Annotated in this window: 26 protein-coding genes; 21 read left to right on the top strand and 5 right to left on the bottom strand. The window is 36.1% G+C overall.

Going from position 1 to position 23345, the window contains the following annotated elements; genetic code table 11:
* Window positions 1-70: 70 nt before the first annotated feature.
* The 4 genes from ACTNDN_RS19025 to ACTNDN_RS19010 form a co-directional block, all read right to left on the bottom strand.
* Window positions 71-373, bottom strand: coding sequence for a hypothetical protein (locus tag ACTNDN_RS19025; RefSeq protein WP_031536502.1), 303 nt, complete (start codon window positions 371-373; stop codon window positions 71-73).
* 252 nt (window positions 374-625) lie between these two features.
* On the bottom strand, window positions 626-2758 hold the full coding sequence (locus ACTNDN_RS19020; RefSeq protein ID WP_031536501.1) for a heavy metal translocating P-type ATPase: 2133 nt from the start codon (window positions 2756-2758) through the stop codon (window positions 626-628).
* Window positions 2751-3119: a Cd(II)-sensing metalloregulatory transcriptional repressor CadC gene (cadC, locus tag ACTNDN_RS19015; protein ID WP_031536500.1), complete on the bottom strand. Its 369-nt coding sequence runs from the start codon at window positions 3117-3119 to the stop codon at window positions 2751-2753. The genes ACTNDN_RS19020 and cadC overlap by 8 nt, the downstream gene beginning before the upstream one ends.
* Before the next feature lie 529 nt (window positions 3120-3648).
* Window positions 3649-4212 (bottom strand): recombinase family protein, encoded by a 564-nt coding sequence (locus ACTNDN_RS19010; protein ID WP_031536499.1) that lies wholly within the window; start codon window positions 4210-4212, stop codon window positions 3649-3651.
* A 351-nt stretch (window positions 4213-4563) separates the two neighbouring features.
* Here ACTNDN_RS19010 and ACTNDN_RS19005 point away from each other — a divergent pair, with 351 nt between their 5' ends.
* From ACTNDN_RS19005 to ACTNDN_RS18915, 19 genes are all read left to right on the top strand, one after another.
* Window positions 4564-5016, top strand: a complete 453-nt coding sequence (locus tag ACTNDN_RS19005; RefSeq protein WP_031536498.1) for a hypothetical protein — start codon at window positions 4564-4566, stop codon at window positions 5014-5016.
* Between the two features lie 746 nt (window positions 5017-5762).
* Window positions 5763-5993, top strand: coding sequence for a helix-turn-helix transcriptional regulator (locus ACTNDN_RS19000; RefSeq protein WP_031536497.1), 231 nt, complete (start codon window positions 5763-5765; stop codon window positions 5991-5993).
* A gap of 248 nt (window positions 5994-6241) precedes the next feature.
* On the top strand, window positions 6242-6469 hold the full coding sequence (locus ACTNDN_RS18995) for a helix-turn-helix domain-containing protein (RefSeq protein ID WP_031536496.1): 228 nt from the start codon (window positions 6242-6244) through the stop codon (window positions 6467-6469).
* A gap of 21 nt (window positions 6470-6490) precedes the next feature.
* Window positions 6491-7117: a hypothetical protein gene (locus ACTNDN_RS18990; protein ID WP_031536495.1), complete on the top strand. Its 627-nt coding sequence runs from the start codon at window positions 6491-6493 to the stop codon at window positions 7115-7117.
* Window positions 7114-7350, top strand: coding sequence for a hypothetical protein (locus ACTNDN_RS18985; RefSeq protein ID WP_031536494.1), 237 nt, complete (start codon window positions 7114-7116; stop codon window positions 7348-7350). The genes ACTNDN_RS18990 and ACTNDN_RS18985 overlap by 4 nt, the downstream gene beginning before the upstream one ends.
* The gene (locus ACTNDN_RS18980) at window positions 7347-7739 is read left to right on the top strand and encodes a hypothetical protein (protein WP_031536493.1); all 393 of its coding nucleotides are present in this window, start codon (window positions 7347-7349) and stop codon (window positions 7737-7739) included. Before ACTNDN_RS18985 ends, ACTNDN_RS18980 begins: the two co-directional genes overlap by 4 nt.
* Before the next feature lie 88 nt (window positions 7740-7827).
* Window positions 7828-8181 carry a hypothetical protein gene (locus ACTNDN_RS18975; protein WP_031536492.1) on the top strand — a complete coding sequence of 118 codons (354 nt, stop codon included), beginning with the start codon at window positions 7828-7830 and terminating at the stop codon, window positions 8179-8181.
* Window position 8182: 1 nt separating this feature from the next.
* The gene (locus tag ACTNDN_RS18970) at window positions 8183-8599 is read left to right on the top strand and encodes a phBC6A51 family helix-turn-helix protein (RefSeq protein WP_031536491.1); all 417 of its coding nucleotides are present in this window, start codon (window positions 8183-8185) and stop codon (window positions 8597-8599) included.
* A gap of 1 nt (window position 8600) precedes the next feature.
* Window positions 8601-8837: a hypothetical protein gene (locus ACTNDN_RS18965; RefSeq protein WP_031536490.1), complete on the top strand. Its 237-nt coding sequence runs from the start codon at window positions 8601-8603 to the stop codon at window positions 8835-8837.
* Window positions 8838-9043: 206 nt separating this feature from the next.
* Complete coding sequence (locus ACTNDN_RS18960; protein ID WP_031536489.1) at window positions 9044-10684, top strand: DUF6119 family protein; 1641 nt, start codon at window positions 9044-9046, stop codon at window positions 10682-10684.
* Window positions 10685-11719: 1035 nt separating this feature from the next.
* Window positions 11720-11857 carry a hypothetical protein gene (locus ACTNDN_RS18955; protein ID WP_251629279.1) on the top strand — a complete coding sequence of 46 codons (138 nt, stop codon included), beginning with the start codon at window positions 11720-11722 and terminating at the stop codon, window positions 11855-11857.
* Window positions 11821-12036: a UPF0175 family protein gene (locus ACTNDN_RS18950; protein ID WP_396953889.1), complete on the top strand. Its 216-nt coding sequence runs from the start codon at window positions 11821-11823 to the stop codon at window positions 12034-12036. Before ACTNDN_RS18955 ends, ACTNDN_RS18950 begins: the two co-directional genes overlap by 37 nt.
* A complete protein-coding gene (locus tag ACTNDN_RS18945) occupies window positions 12020-12262 on the top strand; it encodes a hypothetical protein (protein ID WP_031536486.1) in 243 nt (80 codons plus the stop codon). The genes ACTNDN_RS18950 and ACTNDN_RS18945 overlap by 17 nt, the downstream gene beginning before the upstream one ends.
* Window positions 12246-12515, top strand: coding sequence for a DUF3368 domain-containing protein (locus tag ACTNDN_RS18940; RefSeq protein WP_202908298.1), 270 nt, complete (start codon window positions 12246-12248; stop codon window positions 12513-12515). The genes ACTNDN_RS18945 and ACTNDN_RS18940 overlap by 17 nt, the downstream gene beginning before the upstream one ends.
* Before the next feature lie 521 nt (window positions 12516-13036).
* Window positions 13037-14716 (top strand): SWIM zinc finger family protein, encoded by a 1680-nt coding sequence (locus ACTNDN_RS18935; RefSeq protein WP_251629278.1) that lies wholly within the window; start codon window positions 13037-13039, stop codon window positions 14714-14716.
* 327 nt (window positions 14717-15043) lie between these two features.
* Window positions 15044-15526, top strand: coding sequence for a hypothetical protein (locus tag ACTNDN_RS18930; protein ID WP_441131795.1), 483 nt, complete (start codon window positions 15044-15046; stop codon window positions 15524-15526).
* Between the two features lie 5 nt (window positions 15527-15531).
* The gene (locus ACTNDN_RS18925; RefSeq protein WP_031536482.1) at window positions 15532-15963 is read left to right on the top strand and encodes a hypothetical protein; all 432 of its coding nucleotides are present in this window, start codon (window positions 15532-15534) and stop codon (window positions 15961-15963) included.
* Between the two features lie 53 nt (window positions 15964-16016).
* A complete protein-coding gene (locus tag ACTNDN_RS18920) occupies window positions 16017-16484 on the top strand; it encodes a UPF0158 family protein (RefSeq protein WP_031536481.1) in 468 nt (155 codons plus the stop codon).
* A gap of 74 nt (window positions 16485-16558) precedes the next feature.
* Window positions 16559-17092 (top strand): helix-turn-helix domain-containing protein, encoded by a 534-nt coding sequence (locus tag ACTNDN_RS18915; RefSeq protein WP_051640932.1) that lies wholly within the window; start codon window positions 16559-16561, stop codon window positions 17090-17092.
* Between the two features lie 349 nt (window positions 17093-17441).
* Here ACTNDN_RS18915 and ACTNDN_RS18910 read toward each other — a convergent pair whose 3' ends face one another.
* On the bottom strand, window positions 17442-18860 hold the full coding sequence (locus ACTNDN_RS18910; RefSeq protein ID WP_031536479.1) for a HEPN domain-containing protein: 1419 nt from the start codon (window positions 18858-18860) through the stop codon (window positions 17442-17444).
* Window positions 18861-19357: 497 nt separating this feature from the next.
* Between ACTNDN_RS18910 and ACTNDN_RS18905 the strand changes: the two genes are divergently transcribed.
* A complete protein-coding gene (locus tag ACTNDN_RS18905) occupies window positions 19358-21505 on the top strand; it encodes a hypothetical protein (protein ID WP_441131792.1) in 2148 nt (715 codons plus the stop codon).
* The gene (locus ACTNDN_RS18900; RefSeq protein WP_251629275.1) at window positions 21486-23345 is read left to right on the top strand and encodes a hypothetical protein; all 1860 of its coding nucleotides are present in this window, start codon (window positions 21486-21488) and stop codon (window positions 23343-23345) included. The genes ACTNDN_RS18905 and ACTNDN_RS18900 overlap by 20 nt, the downstream gene beginning before the upstream one ends.

Raw genomic sequence — 23345 nt, 5'->3', positions numbered from 1 at the left:
AACCTTTTCAGTGGGCCTTTAAGGCCGAGGCCGGTAAGAGAGGCTTTTAGCCGCAGAGCAAACCACCAGTTCACACTGGTGGTTTTGATTCCCGATAGTTTAACAATGATTGAATAATTTCTTCGTTTGGAAGTTGTTTAGCTGCCAAATCGTCAAGAAACTTCGTTGAATCGCTTGCGGGATCGCTTGCTTCGTCCTTCGGGAATTGTAATTTCGATAATATTGTAAATGCGTTGTATTGATGAACACGGTCAAGGGGTGTTCCTTCTTCGTAATAGATAGACGCCAGGTCAACGGAATCCCCTTCCGTGATAATCTTCTTATGTGCTTCGATCGAAACAACAAGAAGACGGTCTTTCAAGTATTGCTTCAAAGTAATTCACCGCCTGAATAAAATTCTTGCGTATATTATAGCAAATTTGACGATAAGCGTCACAAACCGCCGCTTTGACGCCAACTTTTACAACTTAGAAACTTTTTGTTTTTGTTTATCATGGTAATTCCCAAACTAAGGCGGAAACATTAAGCCCTACCGAATTACTCGCCTACAGCATCAGTTAGTTAAATTAGGTATTCAATATTATTAAAAAAAGCCAGGGAAACCCTGGCTAATGAAACCTAATTTTTACTCTTTTACCTTTAATAATCGTAAGCTATTTAATGTCACAAGAAGTGTTGCACCCATATCAGCAAAAATCGCTATCCATAAGGTTAACCATCCAGGCATGACTAAAAGTAATGCCACTAATTTAATCGCTAAAGAGAAGGTAATGTTTTGCTTGATGATTGCCAAAGCCTTACGGCTCAATTTAATCGTATATGGCAATTTACTTAAATCATCGGACATTAACGCAATATCGGCTGTTTCTAATGCTGTATCCGTTCCAGCGCCACCCATTGCTACACCAACTGTGGAAGCTGCAAGTGCTGGAGCATCGTTCACGCCATCACCAACCATCGCTACACTTTGATGTTTAGCACGAAGTTCTTTAATGAAATTCAACTTATCTTCTGGAAGTAAATCGGCTTTAATATCCGAAACACCAACTTGTTTTCCAATTGCCTCGGCAGTCCGTTGGTTATCACCTGTTAGCATCACTGTTTCGATTCCCATATTGTTCAACTTTCCGATAACTTCTTTGGATGATTCCCTCATTTCATCAGCTACGGCAATGAACAAAAGAATTTCTTTTTCAGTTCCTAACACCATCACAGTTTTCCCTTGGGTTTGCATTTCAGCGATTTTTTCTTTCCTGTCATTTGAAATGCTTCCGTGCAATTCCTCAAAAAGATTCGGACTTCCAACATAGTACATTTGGTTGTTTACTTTAGCTTTAACGCCCTTACCAGTAATAGATTGGAAATCATCGACTGATACATCATTGAACTTTAATCCCTTTTCCTCTGCTTTTCTCATAATCGCTGAAGCAAGAGGATGCTGGGATCCTTTTTCAATGGCTGCCGTGGTTAACAACAAGTTATTTTGATCTCCACCAAAGATTAAGATGTCGGTCACAGCAGGAATACCTTTTGTTAATGTTCCTGTTTTATCAAAAGCAATAGCTTTAAGGGCTCCCGATTCTTCTAAATGGATACCGCCTTTAATTAAAACGCCATTTTTCGCAGCATTTCCAATGGCAGTAACAACAGCAACAGGAGTTGAAACAACCAAGGCACACGGACAACCAACCACTAACACGGCTAACCCTTCATAAATCCATTTGCTCCAATCCCCTCCAAAAAATAAAGGAGGTACCACAACAATTAAAAGAGCTAGGATAACAATTGCTGGTGTATAGTATTTCGCAAATTTATCTACAAACGCTTGAGAAGGTGCTCTTTCTGCTTGAGCTTCTTCGACTAAATGAATAATTTTCGAGATTGTGGTATCTTCGACTCGTTTTGTTACTTTAACTTCAAGTAACCCTTCTTCATTCAAGGTTCCTGCAAACACTTCATCATCAATGTTTTTTGTTACTGGAACACTTTCACCAGTAATAGCAGCCTGATTTAGCGTAGAAGTGCCTTTAATGACCAATCCATCCATCGCTAACTTTTGACCAGGCTTAACAATCATAATATCGCCAATTTGAATATCTTCAACGTGGACGACCATTTCTTCATTACCACGACGAATTAACGCTTCTTTTGGAGCAATATCCATCAACGATTCAATGGATTGACGAGCTTTATCCATAGAATAACGCTCTAAAGCTTCACTGACAGCAAACAGTATAACAACGGTTGCCCCTTCGCCCCATTCACCAATGATTGCAGCTCCTATAATGGCGATCGTCATTAACGTATTCATATCGAACTTTAACCGGCTTAGATTTTTAAGACCTTTAATAAACAGTGAATATCCGCCAATTAAGATGGACGCTGCATAACCAATCGTTGGAATAATATGTTCTTCTCCTAATTGCTTACCTAAAAACCAGCTAATCACAAGCAAAACGGCTGAAATATATACCTTAATATTTTCTTTTTGCTTCCAGAACGGTTCTCGCTCAACTCTTTGTTCTTTTTCGTCCCTGATCTTTAAATTTTCAAATGCTCCTGCTTTTTCTAATTCTTCAATTGTTGTCGTACCTTTAACATAAACTTTAGATGCTCCGAAGTTAACTTTCGCATCCTGAACACCTGGCAATTCTTTAACATTATTTTCAAAAATAGCCGCACAGTTCGTACAAGTAAATCCTTGAACACGATAAGCTTTCATTTCTTGTTCAGATAGTTTTGCTTGTTGTTCAGACATTGACCTTCACCTCTTTCTTATGTGCTAATGCAATCATCATAATCTGTCTGATGTGTTCATCATCTAACGAATAAAACGCGAGTTTTCCTTCTTTTCTAAACTTCACAACACCTTGTTTATGAAGAGTTCGCAAGTGATGGGATGCATTTGCAACTGTAACACCTACAATATTTGCTATATCACATACACATAACTCTTCATCTTGACATAAAGCATAGGTAATTTTTGCTCTATTTTCGTCAGCGATTGCTTTTAACATTTGGGCAACACTAACAATATCAATTGTTTGTAAATCCCCTTGTATTCGATTGACCTTTTCTTCGTCATAACAATAAATCTCACAAGTATCCTTCTTCTTCATTTTCTCACCTCATTCTCATTCAAATATTTACTTGAATGTATTATAACCCTTTTCTCAACTAATATTCAAGTGGTTACTTGAATGAATTAAATAAAGAATTGGAATCGCAATTCATTTAATTAAAGGAGAAAAACAATAACAGCAAATTAACCGAGTTAAACAAATGTATGGAGGGGGTTCATCGTGTAGCGTCCTTTTTTGGCGCTGCATTCCCTTCGAATGACGTTTAATAATAACAATCAAGTTTCGAATAGCTATCAAAGGGAAAAAAATATGCGGAAGGGGGCTCGTTTTTGGCGTTGTGGGCTTCGTTTTAGCTTCGAAGGGTTAGAAATAGGGGAACGTTCGAATTCGCTGAAATCGGCAGAATAACGCCGGAATTAACACTTCAAAAACCCGCTGGAAGCCCTTTTTACGTCCCAAAGCGTCCGAAAAATTCAACAAGCTAAACACGAACATTCCCAGCAACGACAAGGATTCGAAGGGCATGGCGATTTTATTCGATAAGACACACAAAAAAGACGACGATTTATTTCGCCGCCTTTACTTTATTCTTCGCCCTTATTAACGTTGATTTCGATATTCCCGTGGTTTCGCTAACTTCCTTGTATGAATGCCCTTCGTCCAACAATAAAAGGGCATGTTCGATTTGTTTCTTCGTGAATTTCTTCGGTCTTCCTTCTCGAAAGTCTTCCCGCTGCTTCGCTATTGCTTTGCCTTCTTGCGTCCTTGTTACAATCATATCCCTTTCGAATTCGGCGAATGAACTCATAACGTTGAAGATTAATCGTCCCGTTGGCGTATCTTCGACAATTCCCATATTCAAAACGTGTACCTTTACGCCACGATCGAATAGTTCTTTGATTGTTGTCATTGCGTCGATTGCCGACCTTGCAAAGCGGTCTAATTTCGTAATAACAAGCGTGTCACCTTGCGATAATACTTCAAGTAAAGATTCGAATTCTGGACGCTTCTTCGTTGTTCCCGTAAATTTCTCTTTATATATTTTGTCGCAACCTTCCGCTTCCAACGCTTGAAGTTGTGCTTCCAAGTCTTGGGCGATTGTTGAAACTCTTGCATATCCGTACTTCATTACAATTCCCCCTATTACTTTTGATACTAAGTTATGACACCGTTGGATACCTTAATTTTATTACGTTGTTAAATCGGTGTCAATACTTATAAGATATGAAACCATTTAGGTAGCTACAAAGCCCTATTAAATGAAGAACAATAAATAATATTTGCGTGTAAAAGTTCGGAAATATTCAACCCCTACCACCGCCCCACTACCCCCTTTTTTCAACGGAAGAAGGCGTTCAGAAAATATACGCAATAATTTCGAAAAGTACGGGCAGCAAACGGACAAGAAATGACACGCTTTTCACTGTTTGATAGAATCGAAATAGATAGATACATAATTTTACATAAGGGGGAATTCGATTTGCCTACGTGGATTCAATGGGTTAGTTTTGCGTTATCGGTTGTCGGTTCTATCTCGGGAATTTACGCTTTGATCCTCAACCATCAAAGAACTACAATCACAAAACGCAAAGAAAAGGAACGGCTTGAAGCAAAAAAGAAAGCGAAATTCTCGATTGAGCGAACCAAAGAAATGGGTTCAAAACGAATGCAAGACAAATTTATCATTCGTAATATTGGCGAAGCAGAAGCAAGGAACGTCAAAGTAGAATTTTACAATTACGATAGGAAAGGCGACGGTTCTAAACGATTAGTTACCCCACTTATGGACGTTATTCCTTCGACTATAAACGCAGGTCACACAATTAAAACTGTAATGATTATCGCTGGAAATACCGCACCGCCTTGGGAAGTCGTTATTACTTGGGACGACGATTTTAAAGAAGGAAATGTTATCGAAATTACTTTAAATTGACGACAAAAATTTGTTATAATATTGCCAACATCTTCAAGCAATCGTTCACCCCTAGCGGAAGAACGAAACCCGTCCTAAATTCTAACCTATGGGGCGGGTATTTTTTTTTGTTTATGAAGTTGAACATTGTCCCCGTATCGTTACAAACGTAGGTAGTGACAAAATTGTCATGACGTCACAAGCGGGGCGGACGGGTGCTGCCTATGCTTAAAATCGTCAAACAGTCGTTCAATATATTACAAAAATGTTACAAGTGTTACTTAAATGTTAAAATTTTGTGAACGACCTTGTTAACGATTCCGGCAGCTATATTAATTATTGAATAACGCTATAACGTTAGTATTACGTTAAGATTCAACGAATCTTCGATAACAATACTTCGAATCAAGTAAAAAGTCTTCATTCGTAACAATTAACATTGTTACTCATGAAGTCTTGCAAGCATAGCTTGCTTGGCTTTGGAACAAAGTGACAAAGACAATTAATAATAACGACAAAGATATTCGAGTTATAAAACGTTATATACGTTTATATCGCCAAGATTAACGATAATAACGAATTCATATTGTCGTATTAAATTACGAATAAGGCGATAAGACCAACGTTTCATATTAACATTCATTTTCGAATGATTCCCCTATATTGCGGCAACTTTGTTGATTTGCCGTTCTTATATTCCCGTCTTATTGGCGGGATTATTTTTTTGTCGTTTAAGTAGCAAATTTCTAGCGTTCGGGGGTGCGGTTATGGACGGTTATTTCGTTAGAATCTTACGGGTCAATCTTGGAATTAATCAAGAGGAATTCGGAATGGAAGTCGGCGTTTCACGTCAAGCAATATCCGCAATCGAATCGGGCAAATTGGCGATTTCAAAGCGATTGGAACAAAGGATTCTTTATCGCTTTAACATAACTGACGAAGAACTTCGGGCAATTGAAACCTTGAAACGGATACTTCACGGCATTGAAAAAAAATAAAAATTTTTTCAAAAAGATACTTGTCGGGAAGGCGTTTTGTTTACTTGTATTACAGGAAGGTTTGCCAGTCGCCTTTCTTGTTGCGTTAGTTGGGCTGGAAACACCTCTTTTGTAGTTTAACTAAGACGGGCTTTTCGTGTTGCATACGTTCAACTTCTTTAATTGGGACGCTGGAATAGCGTCTTTTATTTTTTGGTCTTTCAAGTTTACTAATATAACAATCACAATTTTATAGTGGGGGTCAATTCATGAGAAGCGATTTTCAACTTTACGGTAAAGCGTTAAAGATGATTCGTCTATCCAAAAACCTCAAGGCGGTCGAAGTTGCGAAAAATTTGAACGTCACAAAGCAATATATTTCAAACTGCGAAACTGGAAGGCGAAAACTTTCGGCAACAAAAACGAAGCAATTCCTTGAACTTGTTGGAATAAGCGAAGAACAGGCAAAGGCATTTGTTCAAATTATTGAAAATTAAACACATTGGGGGAATCGAAAAATGATACTATTTGAAAATGAGAAATTAACGAAGGTCAATGAACGTATCAAGGAACTTGAAGATAAGAAGGCAGCCGTTCAAAGCGAAATGAATGAGATCCTTGAAGCAATCGAAAAAACTATTGAATCATATGCACTCGGGGATGTTGACGAACAAGACGTTGAAAAAGCAAAGGAACTTCTTGAAGCGAAGAAAAATGAAATCAAGGAAATTGACGAACTAATCCAGCGGGTGAAAGCCGTTCGTAAATCTGTTGTTATGGATTCCGTTCCGTTGGTTCGTGAATGGCGACAAAAACAGGTCGAAACGGTTCAAGCCGAAGTAAATAAAGCGGTTCAAGAGGCGTTAAAAGCCCGTGAAATTTACGTCAAGTCATTAGCGAAGATTGGGCAAGCAGCGAAGAAAATAGACACAGCAAATGACGATTATAACGCTATAATGCGAGAACTTGGCGAAAGGGAAATACAAGGCGGCGTAAATATTCCGTCAATCTATCCCGAACAAATCATGATTGGATTGTACGGTTCAACAATCGAAGAATCAACGGCAATTGGTTTGTCGAAGGAAACGCAAGAAGCCGCAGTAAAGAAAGGAATCTTACCGTATTGGGTAGGTGATTCGAATTGATTAAAGGAAAAATGACGGCTTTTGAATACTTCGTGAAACAATTGGATTATCAAGTCAAAACGTTAGAAAAAATTCTTTCAATGAAAGGCGAAGGGAAATCCGCCGAAGAAATTTCCGAGTTTGTCGGCGTGACCCCTTCCGAAGTAAACAAAGCACGTCCGAAGCACCTTGAAATTGCATTGGAAAACCTAAACCGATATAAAAAACGAAATAACGGGGGTTATAAACTATGAAACTAAACGAATTTGACAATTTACGTTATGAAAAAGCCAAACGGCAGCCGCTTGACGATATTATTGACGGCTATAACAAGCGAAATCCTATTAAAGAAGAAACGCCTACCGACTCGGTCGAATATTTGCGGGAACAATATCGAAAAGACCCGTCTTCCTTGAATGGAATTCAACTTTTAATGTTAGGAATGGCGGAATTAAAGCGTAAAGAAGACGCCAAGCAAAAAGAACGTCAAAAGGCGGTCAATGACTATATGAAGCCTTATCATGAAGCGAAAAAGGAACAAGAAGAATATATTTCTACTCATAGCGAAGATTTCAAGCTGTTAGCGAAGCAAATGGCGGAACTACAAGCGGAATTTCAGCGGTTGAACGGCGGTGACAATTAAAAATGATTGTCGCCGTCTTTGTTTGTTACGCCTATTTTTTCGTCTTTTCGTGTAGAAATTGGCATTCTATCAAACGGGGGTGATCGGAATGCCTGGAAGTGAAGATTTACAACGTTGGGAAGAAACTGACAAACTACTTTCTAAATTAAGTATTATGCTTTACGGGATTGATACAACAAAATTAAATTGGAGGGAAGAACAGGCATTCATTGAAACGTGGGAAAAGCGTCGGCAACTTGAAGAAGAACTTGAACGAAGGAATCCGAAGCCAAAGCCCGTTCTTTCAAAAGCGGAAGAATTGGAACAACGTCGGGCAAATTTACTTTTGGCGAAGTTCGAAAAGGTACGAAGTAAAAAGCCTTTGAAGGAAACGACAAATGAAGAAATTCGGAAACAATTTCAAATATTACGTTCTATTGTTGCAGCGTTAGGAGGTGAATAATTTGGATATTTTCGAAGGTTTAACTGAACTTGAGGCCAAGATTGTTGTTGAACTTGCCAATAGAAACAGCAGAACTTACGAAGAAATTGCCGCCGCTTGCGGAATAAGTGAACGTCAATTGTATCGCTATCGTCAAAAGCAGCATATCAAGCAGGCAGTTCGTGAACTAGCGATTCAAGAACTAGAATCCGAGATTCCCGATATTATGCAAGCGTTAAAAAGGAATATCAAGAAGGGCGATTTCCGTTCGATTGAATTGGCGGTCAAAATGCTTGGTCTTCTTGTTGAACGCCGTGAAATTAATCAAACAACAACAATCAATAACCAGCGTCTTTTAGAAATGAGTGACGAAGATATCAACGAAGAATTACAAGCGATTGAACGGGAACTAAAAGTAATAAATGGCGGTGCAGAATAAAATGCATCACTTTTTTGATATTACAGAACAGATAACGAACGGAATTGATTTCGAAGTTCACGCAACAAGGGGCGAACATTGGGACGAAAGTATTTGGAATGAATTCGAATCACGAAAGGAAAAGGCGGCGGCTATGCTTCGGAATGATATGCCGAACAATATTTTCAAGATAGCACAAATCGTAAAATTGCCCGTTATGATTGTTCGTGAAATGGAATCCCAATATATTTCGAAATAGAAAGTCCAATGAAAGGCGTATTGAATAAAAAATATCGAAAAGTGACTTCCTTTTAAGAGGTCGTCACTTTGTTTTGATTTTTGATAATATTTATGAAAATATTAATATTCAAATAAATAAATAAAGTATTTGTAATAGTATTGTAAAAAATTTGAAGATTTATGGTATTATATGTTTATCTTCTAAATAACTTGGGGCGAATTATAATGAGAGATATAAAACATAAATTTGCGATTTATAAAATTAAAGACATAATTGCTTGTATAAAATCTTTAAAGGATAAAGGGTTTGAAGAAGTAACCTGTAAAGATCCAAACTTTAAACTTTTTATGGCTAAAAAGGTAAACAAAGCAAAATGGGAAAGAATTCTTACTCAAGTAGCGGAAGACCCCAAAAACATAGATGCATCAAACGAAACTTCTTCTTTTGTTTTATTAAGGACTATTGAAGAAAATACATATGCGTTTACCGGGGGAATCGGTTATTACGTAATACAAAATTCAATCTTTACTGATTTCGGCTTAGACCTTATGAGTAAAATAATTGAACCAAATCGTATTAAGTATATAAAGCAGAAGCCTTTAGCTGGAAAAACGGTACAGGAAGAAAGTGTCTACAAGGAGTATTATAATTATGAGTTTGATACTACTAATTGGGGGAAGATTTCTAAAGAAATTCTTGGAGAAATCAATGATACTGATTTAAAAGATGAATTGGGGATTGAAATTACCGGAAAGTTTAAGATTCGTTTGCAAGGGAAGTCTTCTTTTACAATAAATCGTGCATTAACTTTAGACCAACTTGATATAGTACTTGTAAGTTTAGATGAAATATCCAAAAGGGAAGATAAGTTCCGTTTATATAAAGGATTTTCCGAGGTCAAGAACAAGGAAGACTTAACGAAATTATGGGCAAAATTAAATAATAACCTAATTATGTTATATAAAGGATATAGAGAAAAAATATACGATTCCCTTGAATCAAATATAATTATTTCCTATTCAGATGTAAGGGAATTTATCCTAACTGATTATTATGTAATTACATATAAATCAAATGTGATTAGACTGACTGATATAAACTTAGAAGCAATTTTTGACTTCTTAATGGATATAGGTATCGAGGAGTTTGACGAAAGGCTTTTAAATCAAATAACTATTACTGGTCAAGATAGTGACGGTGGAATTAAATATACAGATAAGCTTAAAGTCTTTTTGATGGTTGATACTGTTGATAATGACAAAAATTATTGTTTAATAGACCAAAAATGGTTTGAAGTAAGTAAAGATTTAATTGAAATCGCCAATGAGCAAGTAGCGGAAATTTTAGATAACTATATTGTAGAAGGGTTCGATTTACACAAATGGAATCACTCGAATGAAAAGTTGGAAACTGAAGATTCTTATATCGAAAAAGTATGCGGGACAAAAGACCTCGTACAAATGCATAGAGATCATATCTATATCAGAGGTCAAGATAAAGCGGAAGCGTGTGATATAGTAGATTTTAGAACAGAAAATAGTTTGTTTATATTTGTAAAAAGAGGCTTGGGGACTTCTTTACGGGAATTATTTGCCCAAGCGAGAAATTCAATGGAATTGTATTATAAAGATCAGAAATTTCGATTAAGTGCTTTAGAAAAAATTAAAGGTAAAACCCAGGAGAATTTCGATGAAAATAACATAGGGGTAATCCTTGCATTCACAGACCATATTTTGAAACGAGACAATGTATTGCTTGTGAAAAAAATAAGCACTATTGTAAAGTTAGACATGATTCAAACATTTAGTTTTTTAGAAAATATGGGTATAAAAAATATTATGTTATTTGAAATTTCACACTCATAACAGTAAAATCATCGTGATTAAGGGACGTTCTACGTGGGACGTCTTTTTTGTAGTTGAAGAAAACTTTGCTACGAAAAATCTCGGCTAAATAAGGCATAAAATAGGTGTAGGAGAATCACATTATAAACCAATTATCTTCGGGACAGTGTATGTTGCTGTTCGATTTTGGTTTATGTGTTGACATAAACGGCGCTAATCGTTTAATATTGCATTATAATTGATTCGCACGACAAACGTTCAACGTTTTATAAGTGCAAAATACGAATAATATGAACTAATACGAATAGTGTGACGTCCTTCACGCTTCAAATTAACGATATATCAACGGAAAGGGGTTCGTTCCTCTTTCGAAATTAACCGCTGCACGACTCAAAATCGTGTTCCTTCTGGAGTGTCGGTTCGACCCCGACCACCGGTATCTCCAAGTAAAAGCGAGTTAATTTAAGAAACGATAAAACACTCACAAATGTTGATATATCAATGTTTGTGGGTGTTTTTTGTTTTGTGGGAAGACGGCTGACTAAGGTAGGTTTTTAAATCATTTTACACAAATTTTACACAAGAAAAATTAGTAATGCTTAATAGCGTATGGGTTTTACGAAGGTGATAAAATATAATTAGGTAAGGTTTGAATAACTATTAATGGGCAGTTTTATGAGTGAAAAGTAGGAAACAAGGCCATTTCTGCAAAGGATGTGGGGTTTTTCTGTCTAATGAAAAATTTAGCGGTAGAGGTCACCGTGAACATCTTTGTAAAGAGTGTAAAAAAGCAGGTATAGTAAGAAATACTAAGTCAAATTCCAATTATGATCGGGATTTTCATCGTCTATCTAATATAGATAGTATTTTAGTCCAAGCTGAAATCCGACCTGAAATACAATTCGGAGATGTTATTTCAACTAAATGGGTCTTATTTTGAACATGGTTAATTGTTTTTTTTGTAACTTTATGACTTTTACGAATAGATTTCTTCTGTTAGTATTCATTAATTGTTATAATGTAATGATAGAAGGAGTTCAAGGGAGGAATGTACCATTGGCTATGGATGAATCAAAAGCAAAAGTTGGAATTAATCCTGAATTCATACCTTTTCTAAAAGGGGCACATGTAAATTCAATTGATGAAGATGTTAATATATCACTAGCCTTGTATTTGTTTACTGCGAGAAAATAACACTTGCACGAGCAGCTGAACTGGGTGGTAAAAGCATATCAGATTTTATTCAAATCTTAATTAATCATAATATTCATTGGGCAGAGTATACAGAGGAACATAAAAAGCAAGATGATGAAACGATTGATTTTATTCTAAAAGAAGATGGTAAAGGAAAACAAGATGAAAGCGATTTGTAATACTAGTCCTATTATTGGGCTATCTATCATTGGTCGTCTTGATCTTCTGTGGGAACTGTTTGATATCTATATTCCACAAGAAGTTTATAATGAAGTTGTGAAACAAGGTAGTGAACAAGCAATCGGGAAACAAGAATTAAGAGATGCTGTGGCTAAGGGGTTAATAAAAGTCCATGAAGTAAAAGATCAAGGTTTTGTAGTAAAGTCTTATGGACGTTTGCATTAAAGGAGAGCTAGAAGTAATCGTTGGAGCCAAGGAACTAGGTGTGAGTATTGTTATTATTGATGAAAAGTCTGCAAGGAATTTTGCTGAAACATTAATGCTAAAACCATTAGGTCTTTTTGGTATTTTAAAACTTGCGAAACAAAAAGAAATGATTAATGAAATTAAACCACTGATAGAATTGTTAGTTTCGAAAAAGTTTCGGATATCCGAAAAGCTAATTAGCCAGTTACTAATGGAAGTTGGAGAAAATTAAATGGTCATCACACAGAAATGTCAGCAGCATATAATTTACTGGTGAAATTCAAATAACTGTTATCATGGTCCAGCTAAAGTTAACTGGGCTTATTTTGTTGTAAATATAAATTCAGGAAGTTAAGTTTGTGAACAGTTACGCTTAGAGTAACCAATTATTATAATAAGACTATTACAAAGCGACTTAGAACTTCTATCTACTTATAAAAAAGTAACATAACCTGGCCGCAAAGTAATGTGAGTTACTTATTTCTTGCAAGTATTAAATTAGCCACCAGCACCGCGAATAACTGATGCTGACGTCGATGTTCGTGCATCGGAACCTTCATATATCATAAACCACAATGATCTTAACTTCAAATAAGCCTGTAAATTTTCATAGGTATCAATTGTCTTTTCTCATCTCTTCCCACGGTTCCTTAATTACATGGGTACTTTGGTGCCTGTGAACTCTTTAATGATAAACGATGATTCAAAGAGTTTGAAAAAAACGAAATAAATCTTCACTAGGGGTGTAATGAGATGCATTTATCAAATTTTGAAAATTACTTTCAGGAGCATATTCTTGGGCGTGGCCTGGATTATTATCACAGTAAATTGATTACTAGTCTTGAAACAGATGATGGACATCATTACGTCGCAAGTGTCGACGGTACGGAAATGTATAATGTACATGTGGTTATAAGTGAGAATGAGGATGTTACTGAAATTTCGTGCGACTGTCCTTACGACTACGATCAATTATGCAAACATATGGCAGCAGTCCTTTTTGCTATTCGCGAGCAGAAGGGTGTTCCTATACCAGGGGAAATAAAGCAGGACTTGCCCTCACTGCTACAAAGTCTAGATAAAGAGGAACTTATACGTATCCTTCTTGAAATCGCGGATGAACGCCCGGATATTGAAAAAAGGCTATTATTTATCTATTCAAAAAGTGAAAATGAACTTTTATCGAGTGATCGATTAATTAAAGAATATATACGTCGAGCTAGTAGAAAGGGCTATATCGAATGGAATCAGGTTGATTACGCCCTTGAGGGGGCTGATATGGTCTTGGAAAAAGCCCGAACGAAAGCGGATGAAGGAAATTACAAAACAGCTGTTTTATTAGGAATAACCGTCTTAGCGAATGCGGTTGAAATGTTAGAATACGCAGATGATTCAAGTGGTTCAATTGGAATGGTCATATCTTGGAGTATTGAAACGATTGATCGGGCTATTTGTGAGGGAATAGATGAATTCCCATTACATGAAAAAGCAGAGCTTTTTGAGACGCTGATTAAAGAAGCTATGAACGAAAGATATGACGATTGGTGTGAGTGGCGTATTGATTTATTAAGGGTATGTGTGCACTTTTGTGCAGCAGAGGAATTGCGCAGAACATTAGAAGAACGGTTATCAAGAATGATGAAAACCGTATCTACAGATTCTTGGCGTTCGAGTTATGAAATAATTGAATTGAAAAAACTTCAGCTAAAGATAATTGAAAATTTTGATGAGGATGAAAAAGCGGAACGATTTATTGAAGAAAATATTGTTCACCCCTATTTTCGTGAACAGGCAATTACAAAAGCAATGCAAAAAGGAGAATATAACAAAGCCATTCAGCTTGCATTAGATGGGGAAAGAGAGGCAGCAAACCAGTGTAATGGATCTGTTAAAAAGTTTAAAGAATATCGTTATCAAGCGTATAAACTGATGGGTGACATTGATAAACAAAAAAGACTAGCACTAGAGTTTTTACAACACGACGATTTTAACTATTATGCAGAATTAAAAGGACTTTACTCACCGGATGAATGGCAAGTAAAATTAAAAAATATAATTGCCTGGTTCCAAAGCCAAAAGAATCGTTCTTACACATACCTTTCTATTATAAAAGAAGAAAATTTAACGGAGCATATTCTTGAATATTGTAAAGCCAAGGCATCCACGATCACAGAACTTTATCCCTATTTAGAAGAAAGATACCCTGATGAGGTGAACAATCTTTTTATTGAATATATCCGAAAGGAAGCAGAAGCTGCTTCTAATCGGAAGCAATATCAAAGCGTTGCTTCCATAATAAAACAATATAGAAAGGCTTGTAGTCTAGGACAGCCAACTGACATCATTGATGAGCTAAAACTAAAAAATAAAAGGCGTCCGGCATTTATAGATGAACTGGAAAAAGTGAGTTTCGCTTTTGCTAGAAAAAGATAATCTGTTTGAACAATGCTGCAATAGTGAATAAAGATTTGAGGTTATTAGTAATGGGGAAGAAGAAGGAAAATAAGAACAAGAATTTGGGACCGCGGCGCAAACGAATGAATCGAAAAGGCAGTCTGCAGAGTGCCAAGGGACAATCATACTTATTTCTCCCTCATCTACTTTATCAACTATGTTCCTGAATGAATATGCTTAATAGCGTATTGGTTTTACGAAGGTGATAAAATATTAAGTAGGTAAGGTTTGAATAACTATTAATGGGGAGTTTTATGAGTGAGAAGTAAGAAACGAGGCCATTTCTGCAAAGGATGTGGGGACTTTATGCCTAATGAAAAATTTAGTGGTAGAGGTCACCGTGAACATCTTTGTAAAGAGTGTAAAAAAGCAGGTATAGTAATAAATACTAAGTCAAATTCCGATTATGATCGGGATTTTCATCGTTTATCTAAAGCTGTTAGAAACTGTATGATTATTTATATGGAGCATGAAAGTTACTTTTTATTTGAATATCAACTTTCCCGGTATATTATTGGAGGAGGAGATGAACTTAGCTCAGAAATCTATGTGTATCAGGGAGACAAGGAGCAAAAATTCCTTATATCAGAAAAACTACAAAAGAATGAAGCTGTAATGGACGTTTTATACAAAAAATACTACGATACAATGGATAGCAACCAAAGTTTTGATTATGAAGAATTGATATACGAGGAGTATGTAGAAATTTCAAAGAAACGCAGACAGTTTCTTGAAGTAATATCATCGATTCATCATTTGAAGGAGTTCTTGATAGTTGGAAGGGGATAGAATTGATGACTCAATCAAGAAAAATTCGTCTAAAGAAATTATATGTTCCTTGTCCTGCTAAGGAAAACGATGAAATATTTCGAAATGGAGTATTTCATTTTAATATATCTAGAATATTGGAAGACATTCATTGTGGGAAACTAGTTGTTGATAAAGAATACGTAGATATTAATGAATGGTTTAAGTGGTATGGACATCATTCATCTTTAAATGAAGACCATTTACCTACAGTTAATATAGATAGTATTATAGTCCAAGCTGAAATCCGTCCTGGAATATTTTCTATCATAGATGGCAATCACAGAATAGAAAAAGCATTTCGGTTGGGTAAACCCTCCATTTATTCATATAAGCTAAAGGGAGAGCAGTTGATTCCATATTTTATAACTGAAAAAGGTTATCAAGCTTTTGTGGAATATTGGAATTCAAAATGTTAGATAAGAAAATTGGAATGAAGGATTTAATCGAAACTATTTTTTAGAAGGGATAAATGTCTATGAGGGTGAAGCTTGAAGATATAGTTGAGGGAATGGAAATGCAATCGGATGATAACCGATCATTTCTTAATCTAGATACTGGTGAAATCGTCCATGTCTCACAAGAGGCTCTATTAATTGCTGAAGATAGTGAGGACTATGAACACTTATCTGAATGGCAACAAGATGAAGTGAAAATAGCCTTGGATATAGTAGAGAGTTTTGGAAAGTATGCTGCACTTCCTTCTCAATTTGATATTTATGAGTATGATATGATGGAAAGTTTTTGTTATAGCCTTTCGGATGTTAAAATGCAGGATGTATTACTCAACTCAATTCGTGGAAAGGGAGCATTCAGACGATTTAAGGACAATATCCATCGTTTGGGAATGACTTATACATGGGATGATTACCGGGATCTGGAATATAAGGAAATAGCTAAGGGATTTTGTGAGAGGAAAGGCATTGACTATATAATTTGAGTGGCTTTAATCTTTTGGTTTATTTTGCTTATTTGGTTGGTTGGTTATACTAGGGATAAGGAGGTGCTAGCCAAATGATTAATGAAGGAGAATCAAGAATTGCTGATGTCATTCACGACTTGGAGGAAGTTTTGAAGGGGACGAAAGAAAAAGAGCAGAGCCTACGTTTGCAAAAGGCCATTAATACGCTTAAGGAACATTCTGTTACAGTAAGGTTAAAAGACACCACTATTACATTTTTAGCAGAAAATGCAGATGATGTTGTAAGTGATTCTGAAGCCAGTTATCACCCAATCACATCTCATGCTGTAAAACCAGTTGTTATTGGACTTTCAGAGGAAACAATAGATGAAAATGGTGTAAGGTATATAGATACCAAAACCGTGGCCGATTATTATGGCGTATCAACAGAAACTGTTCGCAATTGGATTAAGGACGGAAAGATTTCAGGTAAGCAATTATCCAATCGTGGGAAATGGTTCATTCCAGCTGAAGAGTTTGAGTATCTCAAGGAGCAAAGAGAAAATGATGATACTGAGGGTGAAATAGCTCAACTTCTTGGAGAAGATTTTGGTGACGATTGGGAAGTTGAATTAGCTGAAGAATAAAGGGGAGAAACGCGTGGTTGTCATTGCAAAAGATACAAACTTCGTTACTCCCAGAATTCTTCATGGTGGAAAATGAGGTAACCAAGAAATAAACTTACTAGACCGTTTGCTGTCTGATACCGTTCTTTTCCCCACTTTGACAATATTAGGAAAGTAATTTGATTAATGACAGGCACTTGTTGATTAAAGGTTGGCCATCTAATATCTCTGGTGTTACACAGAGAGAAAAATCAAGAGATTAAAAAGGTTGCAGTTCGCCACAGTCTACAACCACTAAATAACTTCCTAGAAAGATTACATAAAAAATACCAGGCACTCCGACAAAAGGAGCGCTTTTAAAGCATATTTACTAATATTGTTTATTTTTATCGGCTTTCTTTACATCGTTACTTATTATTATAGGCTTGATTCTTTCTCTAATTCTTTCGTGAATAAATTCTTCTTCAAAACCGAATTCTTTTAGTAGATAAAACTCTAAAATATTTCGGAGGATATAGAAACCATTTATTAAGTCTTCACCTTTAAGAGCTCTATCTTCAAGCTTTTTATCATAATGAGTATAATAATTTCTTGTGTCTGCAATTACTTTGGGAAAGTCAAGATGGTTTATATCAACAGTATAAAAATAGAAAGTATAGTCTGCTATTAATAAATCAGCTAAACGACTTCTTAAAGTTACGTACTTATGACTACCATTTAGTAAAAATTTTCTATCTTCATCCCTAAAGCCTTTAGGCCGAATAGAGATTAACTGTTCAACCCTTTTCTTAAAATCAGGTAAAGTATTGCATATTCTACGTGAGTGGTATGTTTCTAGTGCTTGTACCATGTTTTGAAAATGGCGACTAATAGATAATTTCTCGTTATATATACTGTCTATATACAACTCTATTATTGGTTCCATGATTGATGATATTTCTTGCCATTTTGAGAAGTTAGCATTTCTTAGCTCATTTAAACTAAAAAGAAAATCATGTCTAAGTCTGCGTCGCTTATTTTTATTTTTGCTGATGCTTTCTTTAAAAGCGTGAATAACCTCTATTGGTCTACTATGTTTTACATCATCATCAAATTCATAATAAATCTCAGGCGATTCTAGTATCACTTTATCAAAACTAAAAGGTTCCGCCATCGCTATTTCAATAAGTCTTTTCATTTGTTTGGCCTTACTCATAAACCACTTCAATCGCTGAAGAGACTTAGATTCAACTATCAGATAAGGAGTTTGTTTTAAAGTAATCTCTTCCTGAGTAAGATTAAAACCTGGAGAGGAGAAATCTAAAAAATATGATAAGGAATATTCATCGTTAGAATAAATTTCTATTGGTTCAGTTATGTCTAGCTCTATTAAAATGTCACTTTTACCATCGTATTTTGGCCTTAAATAATTGGAAATATCTCCCCATTCTATTATTCCAGGTATGCTTATTCTCATTTTTGAAAATCTAATATCATCCGTAGTTTCAAAGTCAACGCCATCAAGCATATAATTTGCCTGATATCCAAAAACTTCTTCTGAACCAACTCTACTCTCAGTTTTTATTCTTATACAGTCTAATAAAGTTATTTTTGCTCCATTCATTGTGGAGCCTTTAATAAAAGGTATTTCAAGTGGAAGTTCTAAAAAACTCATAATTGGTCCACTGTTAGGTATTCGAATATAAAGAGCTATTCCTCCTTCATCCTTATTTAGGTACAAGTCACCATAATACTCTTTTTCTGAGTTGTCTATTTTCCAAGTTCCAGTTGCTGAAAGGCTGACTTCCATTTAGATCATCCTTTATTTATTGTTTTATCTTAATAGTAACATGTTACTTAAGGTGGTTCTTTCATAAAAACTTGATTTTATCAATAACATTATCAAAATCTCTTCTACCGTCTTCTTCAGGCTTTACAAGTAAGTGCTCAGTATAATTCGGATACAGTATTTGTCTGTTTTTTAATAAAACCACACGTACATATGCTGCATATTCTGTTTCGCCATTTCTTCCTAATCAACTTCTCTAAAGCAAACCTTATTGATAAGTGCCAAGTACTTATCGATTAAAAAATTGTGCGAATATATAAACAGGTAAGAGGGTGTCCCAACAGGTCGTTGAATGACGGCTTTAGTGGGACACCCTCTTATACAGTTTTAAAGTTTAAAAATAAATGAATAGGTTTATTCCATCTAAAGGGGACTGAAATGGTAAAATATTGTTATGGTATCTTTTACTATTAAAATTATGTGTTTACTAACAAACTAATCTAAAAGAGGGATTGATTATGACAGTAAAATTCATTTCACATTTGGGTACTAGCCCTGATATTGTCATTGACCAAATGCGTTTAACCTTAAATGAAATTATTGCAAAAGCACATCGCGTGAAACAAACAACAGAACTAGATGCCATACTTACGAAAATGAAAGAATTATTCTTTAAATTAAACATGGCCAAGTTAACAATTGACAAAACTATCCTATCGATTACCGGTTTACAAGGCGTCGGAAAAACAAAAATTCTTCGCCATTTATATGAATTAGACGATACATTACTTCCATCCGATGCAGGACGTGGAGAAGTATTACCTGTACTCTTTACCGAGACAAAAGGGATCAGTTTTCCTAAATATTTCGTCCGTCGTGCCATTCGGAACCATGCTAACATGTTTGAACTACATGATATCGAAGTAACGTTATCAGAGTTTAATCAGATTGCGGCAGATAATGAGATGGATGAGCTATGGCTTGAAGTTCGCCTCCCACAGCGATATTTCAATACTGAAATTTCTCTAGTTCTTTTACCTGGATTTGAAAAAGAGCGAAATCAAAAATCTCAAAGGTACTTAGAGACATTTTTAAAACTTTCCACGTCAGTTGTGCTTGTTTTTAACCATAAAAAACTGGCACAGTTGGATCAACAATTATTGATTGAAAAAATAGCATTGGATTATAGAGAAAGTGCCCCAGTCTTTGCTCTATCTTTTGCGGAGGAACTAAATCCTGAGCAGAGAGAGCACTTAATAAACGATTTATCTCGTAAGTACAATATCCCTTTCAATGAAGCTGATCGGCTTGTTTTTACCGGGACAAGTGAGGATCTAAAGGACTATCCGGAAAAAATCATACATGCGATTCGTCAGTATTCCTTAACCAATGCTAGCGGATATGCAATGCAGATGCATACGCTGACTTCTCTAACGAGTGAACTCATTATGTTATCATCATCATTCGAAGAGGAGATCAACTCGATTAAAGCAGATACCCTAAAAAAACATCTGCAAAATGAGAAGAATAGCAGCCAACTCGGTTTATATGAAATTCGCGATGCCTTCCGTCAATATCGCGAAAAGGTAACCAAAGAGGTTAGGAATGTCGTAAACAGAACACTTACCGCGCACGTGAACGAATGTTCAGTTCAAATGGATGAGTCAATCAAATCAGAGAAATATAGTCCTCTAGATAAGTTTAAATCTGCATTTATCAAGCAGAGAACTTTTGAAGAACAGCTTCTATTTAAAAATGAGATTAAAGAAAAGTGGAAAGGCAAAAACGAGATGGAGGCAGAAAGAAGACTAATTAATGCTTTAGAGTCTTTTGTTGCGAATGAAACCCGTTCCTTACAAACGCAAACCACTCAGACAAAACTCGAAAAACCCGTCAACCCGTTGCTTGCTCCTGTAAACCTTTTGGAAAAAAGCAATGCAGCAGTGGATACTAATAGTGTGATTGAGACGGCGTTAACTAATATGGACCGTTACATGAATTTAGGGGTAAGTGACTTATCGATAACACTAACTCGGGACGATTTAAAAGTTTTGCCAATTGTGGCGGTAGGGATTGCACAAGAGATGGTAGTTGCCAGCCTCATTTTAGAACATGAAAAATTTGATCGGTTAGATCAAGATGTAAAAAACGAAATCTTGGATAAATCCAACAAGTTGATTGCGGAGTTTCAGGATTTAGCTGTATCTACGTCTACTGTGGTAAAAGGTGCTGCCATCTTTTTTGGAATTGATGCATTGGATGGAACGGTCAATACATTTGGTGCCTTGACAGGTTTGTTAACATCATTAGGCGTATCATCAGCAGCGGCTGCACCAATTGGATTACTCATTGTTGGCGCAGTTGGTAGCGGCCTTGCAATTAATAAAGGATCAGAACGAATTGAAAAATATAAATTTGAGCGAAGCCAACTATCGAAAGAAATCTTTCATTTGTTTGCTAACGCACAAGAAGAATCTATTATTGCAACGATTAATAACATCCTAGACAAAATGGAAGAGAAATTAATCGATACCTACCACGCGAGAAAAGGCACGGATAAAAACTTCGGATTACTGGATGAATTGGACCATCGCATCAGTCGCTTACAAAATCTGTGCGGTGAGATGCAGGAGTTGGCTTTTAGAAATGAATCCTACATTCACTAAATTTCATCAAAATCGACTTGAATGGGCCTTTCAAGCGAAAAAGGAATTCATCGACCATTTCGTAAGGTTGGATGTAGAGATTTCGGAGTCCACTTATTCAAAAGAGCTGTTGATATCAGTTTACGGACCCACCCAAGTAGGGAAGACGACGGTAATACTCTATTTGTTAGGGATTAAGCAGGACAAGCTTGAGCAGTTATCCACGTGGCTTAGGGGCAGGAGAAAATTAGGCGAGTCCTCTACGGTAACGGTGATGCGCTATGAACGGTCGCAAGATGAATATTTCCATTTACGACTGCCAAATCATTATGAGAGAGTCGGACTAACGGGAGAGCAATTAGAAGCAGAATTGCACTCCCTTCGTTTCAATGTAGAACAGGAAGGAGCTTATTCTGTAGAACCGGTTACGGTTGAGATTCCTTTCTATTTTTTCGAGGAAAGAGATGTTCATATTAATATTGTAGATTTACCGGGAATAGAGTCTGCCGAATTAAAAGAAGTAGAGCACGTAAAACAATGTATAAAACACTGGCTTCCGTTAAGTGAAGTTTGTTTACTGGTGGACGATGCGACACAACTAACTGCCTTTACGCAATATACCTTAAAAGGGATCAAAAACTGGTATGAGCAACTTAGTAATTTTCGTGTCATCCCTACACGGGCATTATCTTTGGATAACATTCGAAGAAAAATCCAGAACGGCCTGATTGTCTCAGCAGACGACTTAATTGCTGATTATGCAAAGGTTTTAAATCGTGTTTTGAAGATGGATCTCGACCTTTCTAAAACCATTTATCCGATTGATTTGGGTAATTCTTGGAATGTGATTCGGGAAAAAGAACCTTTTTTATACGAAAAAATGAAATATATCATAGCAGAGATTTTGGAGAATTTGCAAGAGGATTTAGAGAATGTGGAAGTCAATGAACTATCTTTCAATCGTTTAATGGGATTGTACAAAGAAGCGGAAGAAGCAAGTAAACAAGAGTTGGAACAGCAGCAAGATAAAATAGATAAATATAAGAAATTCATAGAACGACAAACTTTTATGTTTGAGCAGGAACAGGAAGCGGACGTTCAACAATACGAGCATATACGTAAGGAGTTAGACCTCTATCAAGACTTCATGAATAGAATTAGGTTTCAAGATGTAAATCCTGATGCGATTATGCACCGGATTCATCAAAATATTCGTTACACGGATAGTGATCGGAAAGCAAGTGCTATTAATGAAGCGGCATCCAAATTACAGCTTGGATTGGAAAAGGAATTGGATGCTAAACTAAGGGCAATTAAACAAGAAGCGAGCATCTTAAAAATATCAGGTACCCATCAGTTAGAGCTGCCTTATCTTTATCCGATTCCGAAAGTTGAAAAAATGTTTGATGCTTTTAGGTTTGAGAAAACCTATAAGAAGGCTTTTTATGAGACGACGGACTATGCATTTGATTGGGTAAATGTGATGTATCAAAATTTTAATCACCTCATTAAGCCCATCTATAATAAAGTGAAAAATCAGGTAGAACTTTTGGAGAAACAGGTTTTAGATTTAAAGTTTGTAAGCGAGGAGAGAAAGAAAAAACGAGAGAAGCTGTTTGTAATGTACCAGGAGGAAAAGGGAAGGTTTGAAAGCCACTATCAAGAAATCTTAGAAATGTGGAATCAAGACCGGGAACATGCGACACAGTTACAAAGCTATTTTATTAAGCATTGGATGAATTATAAAGCGGAGCTGCAGTATCATTTTCTATACGGAGATGAGAAGGAACGCTGGCTTGCATCGCAGTATCTGCAGCTTTTATTACAGGACGGGAAGAAAATAATTGAATCTTTAAACTGA

Source organism: Niallia sp. HCP3S3_B10 (assembly GCF_052064465.1).
GTDB classification, from domain to species: Bacteria; Bacillota; Bacilli; order Bacillales; family Cytobacillaceae; genus Niallia; species Niallia hominis.
This window is presented reverse-complemented; position numbering and strand designations above follow the sequence as displayed.

Coding starts and splice junctions, on each gene's coding strand:
- ACTNDN_RS19020 (WP_031536501.1), bottom strand. CDS start 2,758: ATGTCTGAACAACAAGCAAAACTATCTGAACAAGAAATGAAAGCTTAT.
- cadC (WP_031536500.1), bottom strand. CDS start 3,119: ATGAAGAAGAAGGATACTTGTGAGATTTATTGTTATGACGAAGAAAAG.
- ACTNDN_RS19010 (WP_031536499.1), bottom strand. CDS start 4,212: ATGAAGTACGGATATGCAAGAGTTTCAACAATCGCCCAAGACTTGGAA.
- ACTNDN_RS19000 (WP_031536497.1), top strand. CDS start 5,763: ATGGACGGTTATTTCGTTAGAATCTTACGGGTCAATCTTGGAATTAAT.
- ACTNDN_RS18995 (WP_031536496.1), top strand. CDS start 6,242: ATGAGAAGCGATTTTCAACTTTACGGTAAAGCGTTAAAGATGATTCGT.
- ACTNDN_RS18990 (WP_031536495.1), top strand. CDS start 6,491: ATGATACTATTTGAAAATGAGAAATTAACGAAGGTCAATGAACGTATC.
- ACTNDN_RS18980 (WP_031536493.1), top strand. CDS start 7,347: ATGAAACTAAACGAATTTGACAATTTACGTTATGAAAAAGCCAAACGG.
- ACTNDN_RS18975 (WP_031536492.1), top strand. CDS start 7,828: ATGCCTGGAAGTGAAGATTTACAACGTTGGGAAGAAACTGACAAACTA.
- ACTNDN_RS18965 (WP_031536490.1), top strand. CDS start 8,601: ATGCATCACTTTTTTGATATTACAGAACAGATAACGAACGGAATTGAT.
- ACTNDN_RS18960 (WP_031536489.1), top strand. CDS start 9,044: ATGAGAGATATAAAACATAAATTTGCGATTTATAAAATTAAAGACATA.
- ACTNDN_RS18945 (WP_031536486.1), top strand. CDS start 12,020: ATGAAAGCGATTTGTAATACTAGTCCTATTATTGGGCTATCTATCATT.
- ACTNDN_RS18940 (WP_202908298.1), top strand. CDS start 12,246: ATGGACGTTTGCATTAAAGGAGAGCTAGAAGTAATCGTTGGAGCCAAG.
- ACTNDN_RS18935 (WP_251629278.1), top strand. CDS start 13,037: ATGCATTTATCAAATTTTGAAAATTACTTTCAGGAGCATATTCTTGGG.
- ACTNDN_RS18930 (WP_441131795.1), top strand. CDS start 15,044: ATGCCTAATGAAAAATTTAGTGGTAGAGGTCACCGTGAACATCTTTGT.
- ACTNDN_RS18925 (WP_031536482.1), top strand. CDS start 15,532: ATGACTCAATCAAGAAAAATTCGTCTAAAGAAATTATATGTTCCTTGT.
- ACTNDN_RS18920 (WP_031536481.1), top strand. CDS start 16,017: ATGTCTATGAGGGTGAAGCTTGAAGATATAGTTGAGGGAATGGAAATG.
- ACTNDN_RS18915 (WP_051640932.1), top strand. CDS start 16,559: ATGATTAATGAAGGAGAATCAAGAATTGCTGATGTCATTCACGACTTG.
- ACTNDN_RS18910 (WP_031536479.1), bottom strand. CDS start 18,860: ATGGAAGTCAGCCTTTCAGCAACTGGAACTTGGAAAATAGACAACTCA.
- ACTNDN_RS18905 (WP_441131792.1), top strand. CDS start 19,358: ATGACAGTAAAATTCATTTCACATTTGGGTACTAGCCCTGATATTGTC.
- ACTNDN_RS18900 (WP_251629275.1), top strand. CDS start 21,486: ATGAATCCTACATTCACTAAATTTCATCAAAATCGACTTGAATGGGCC.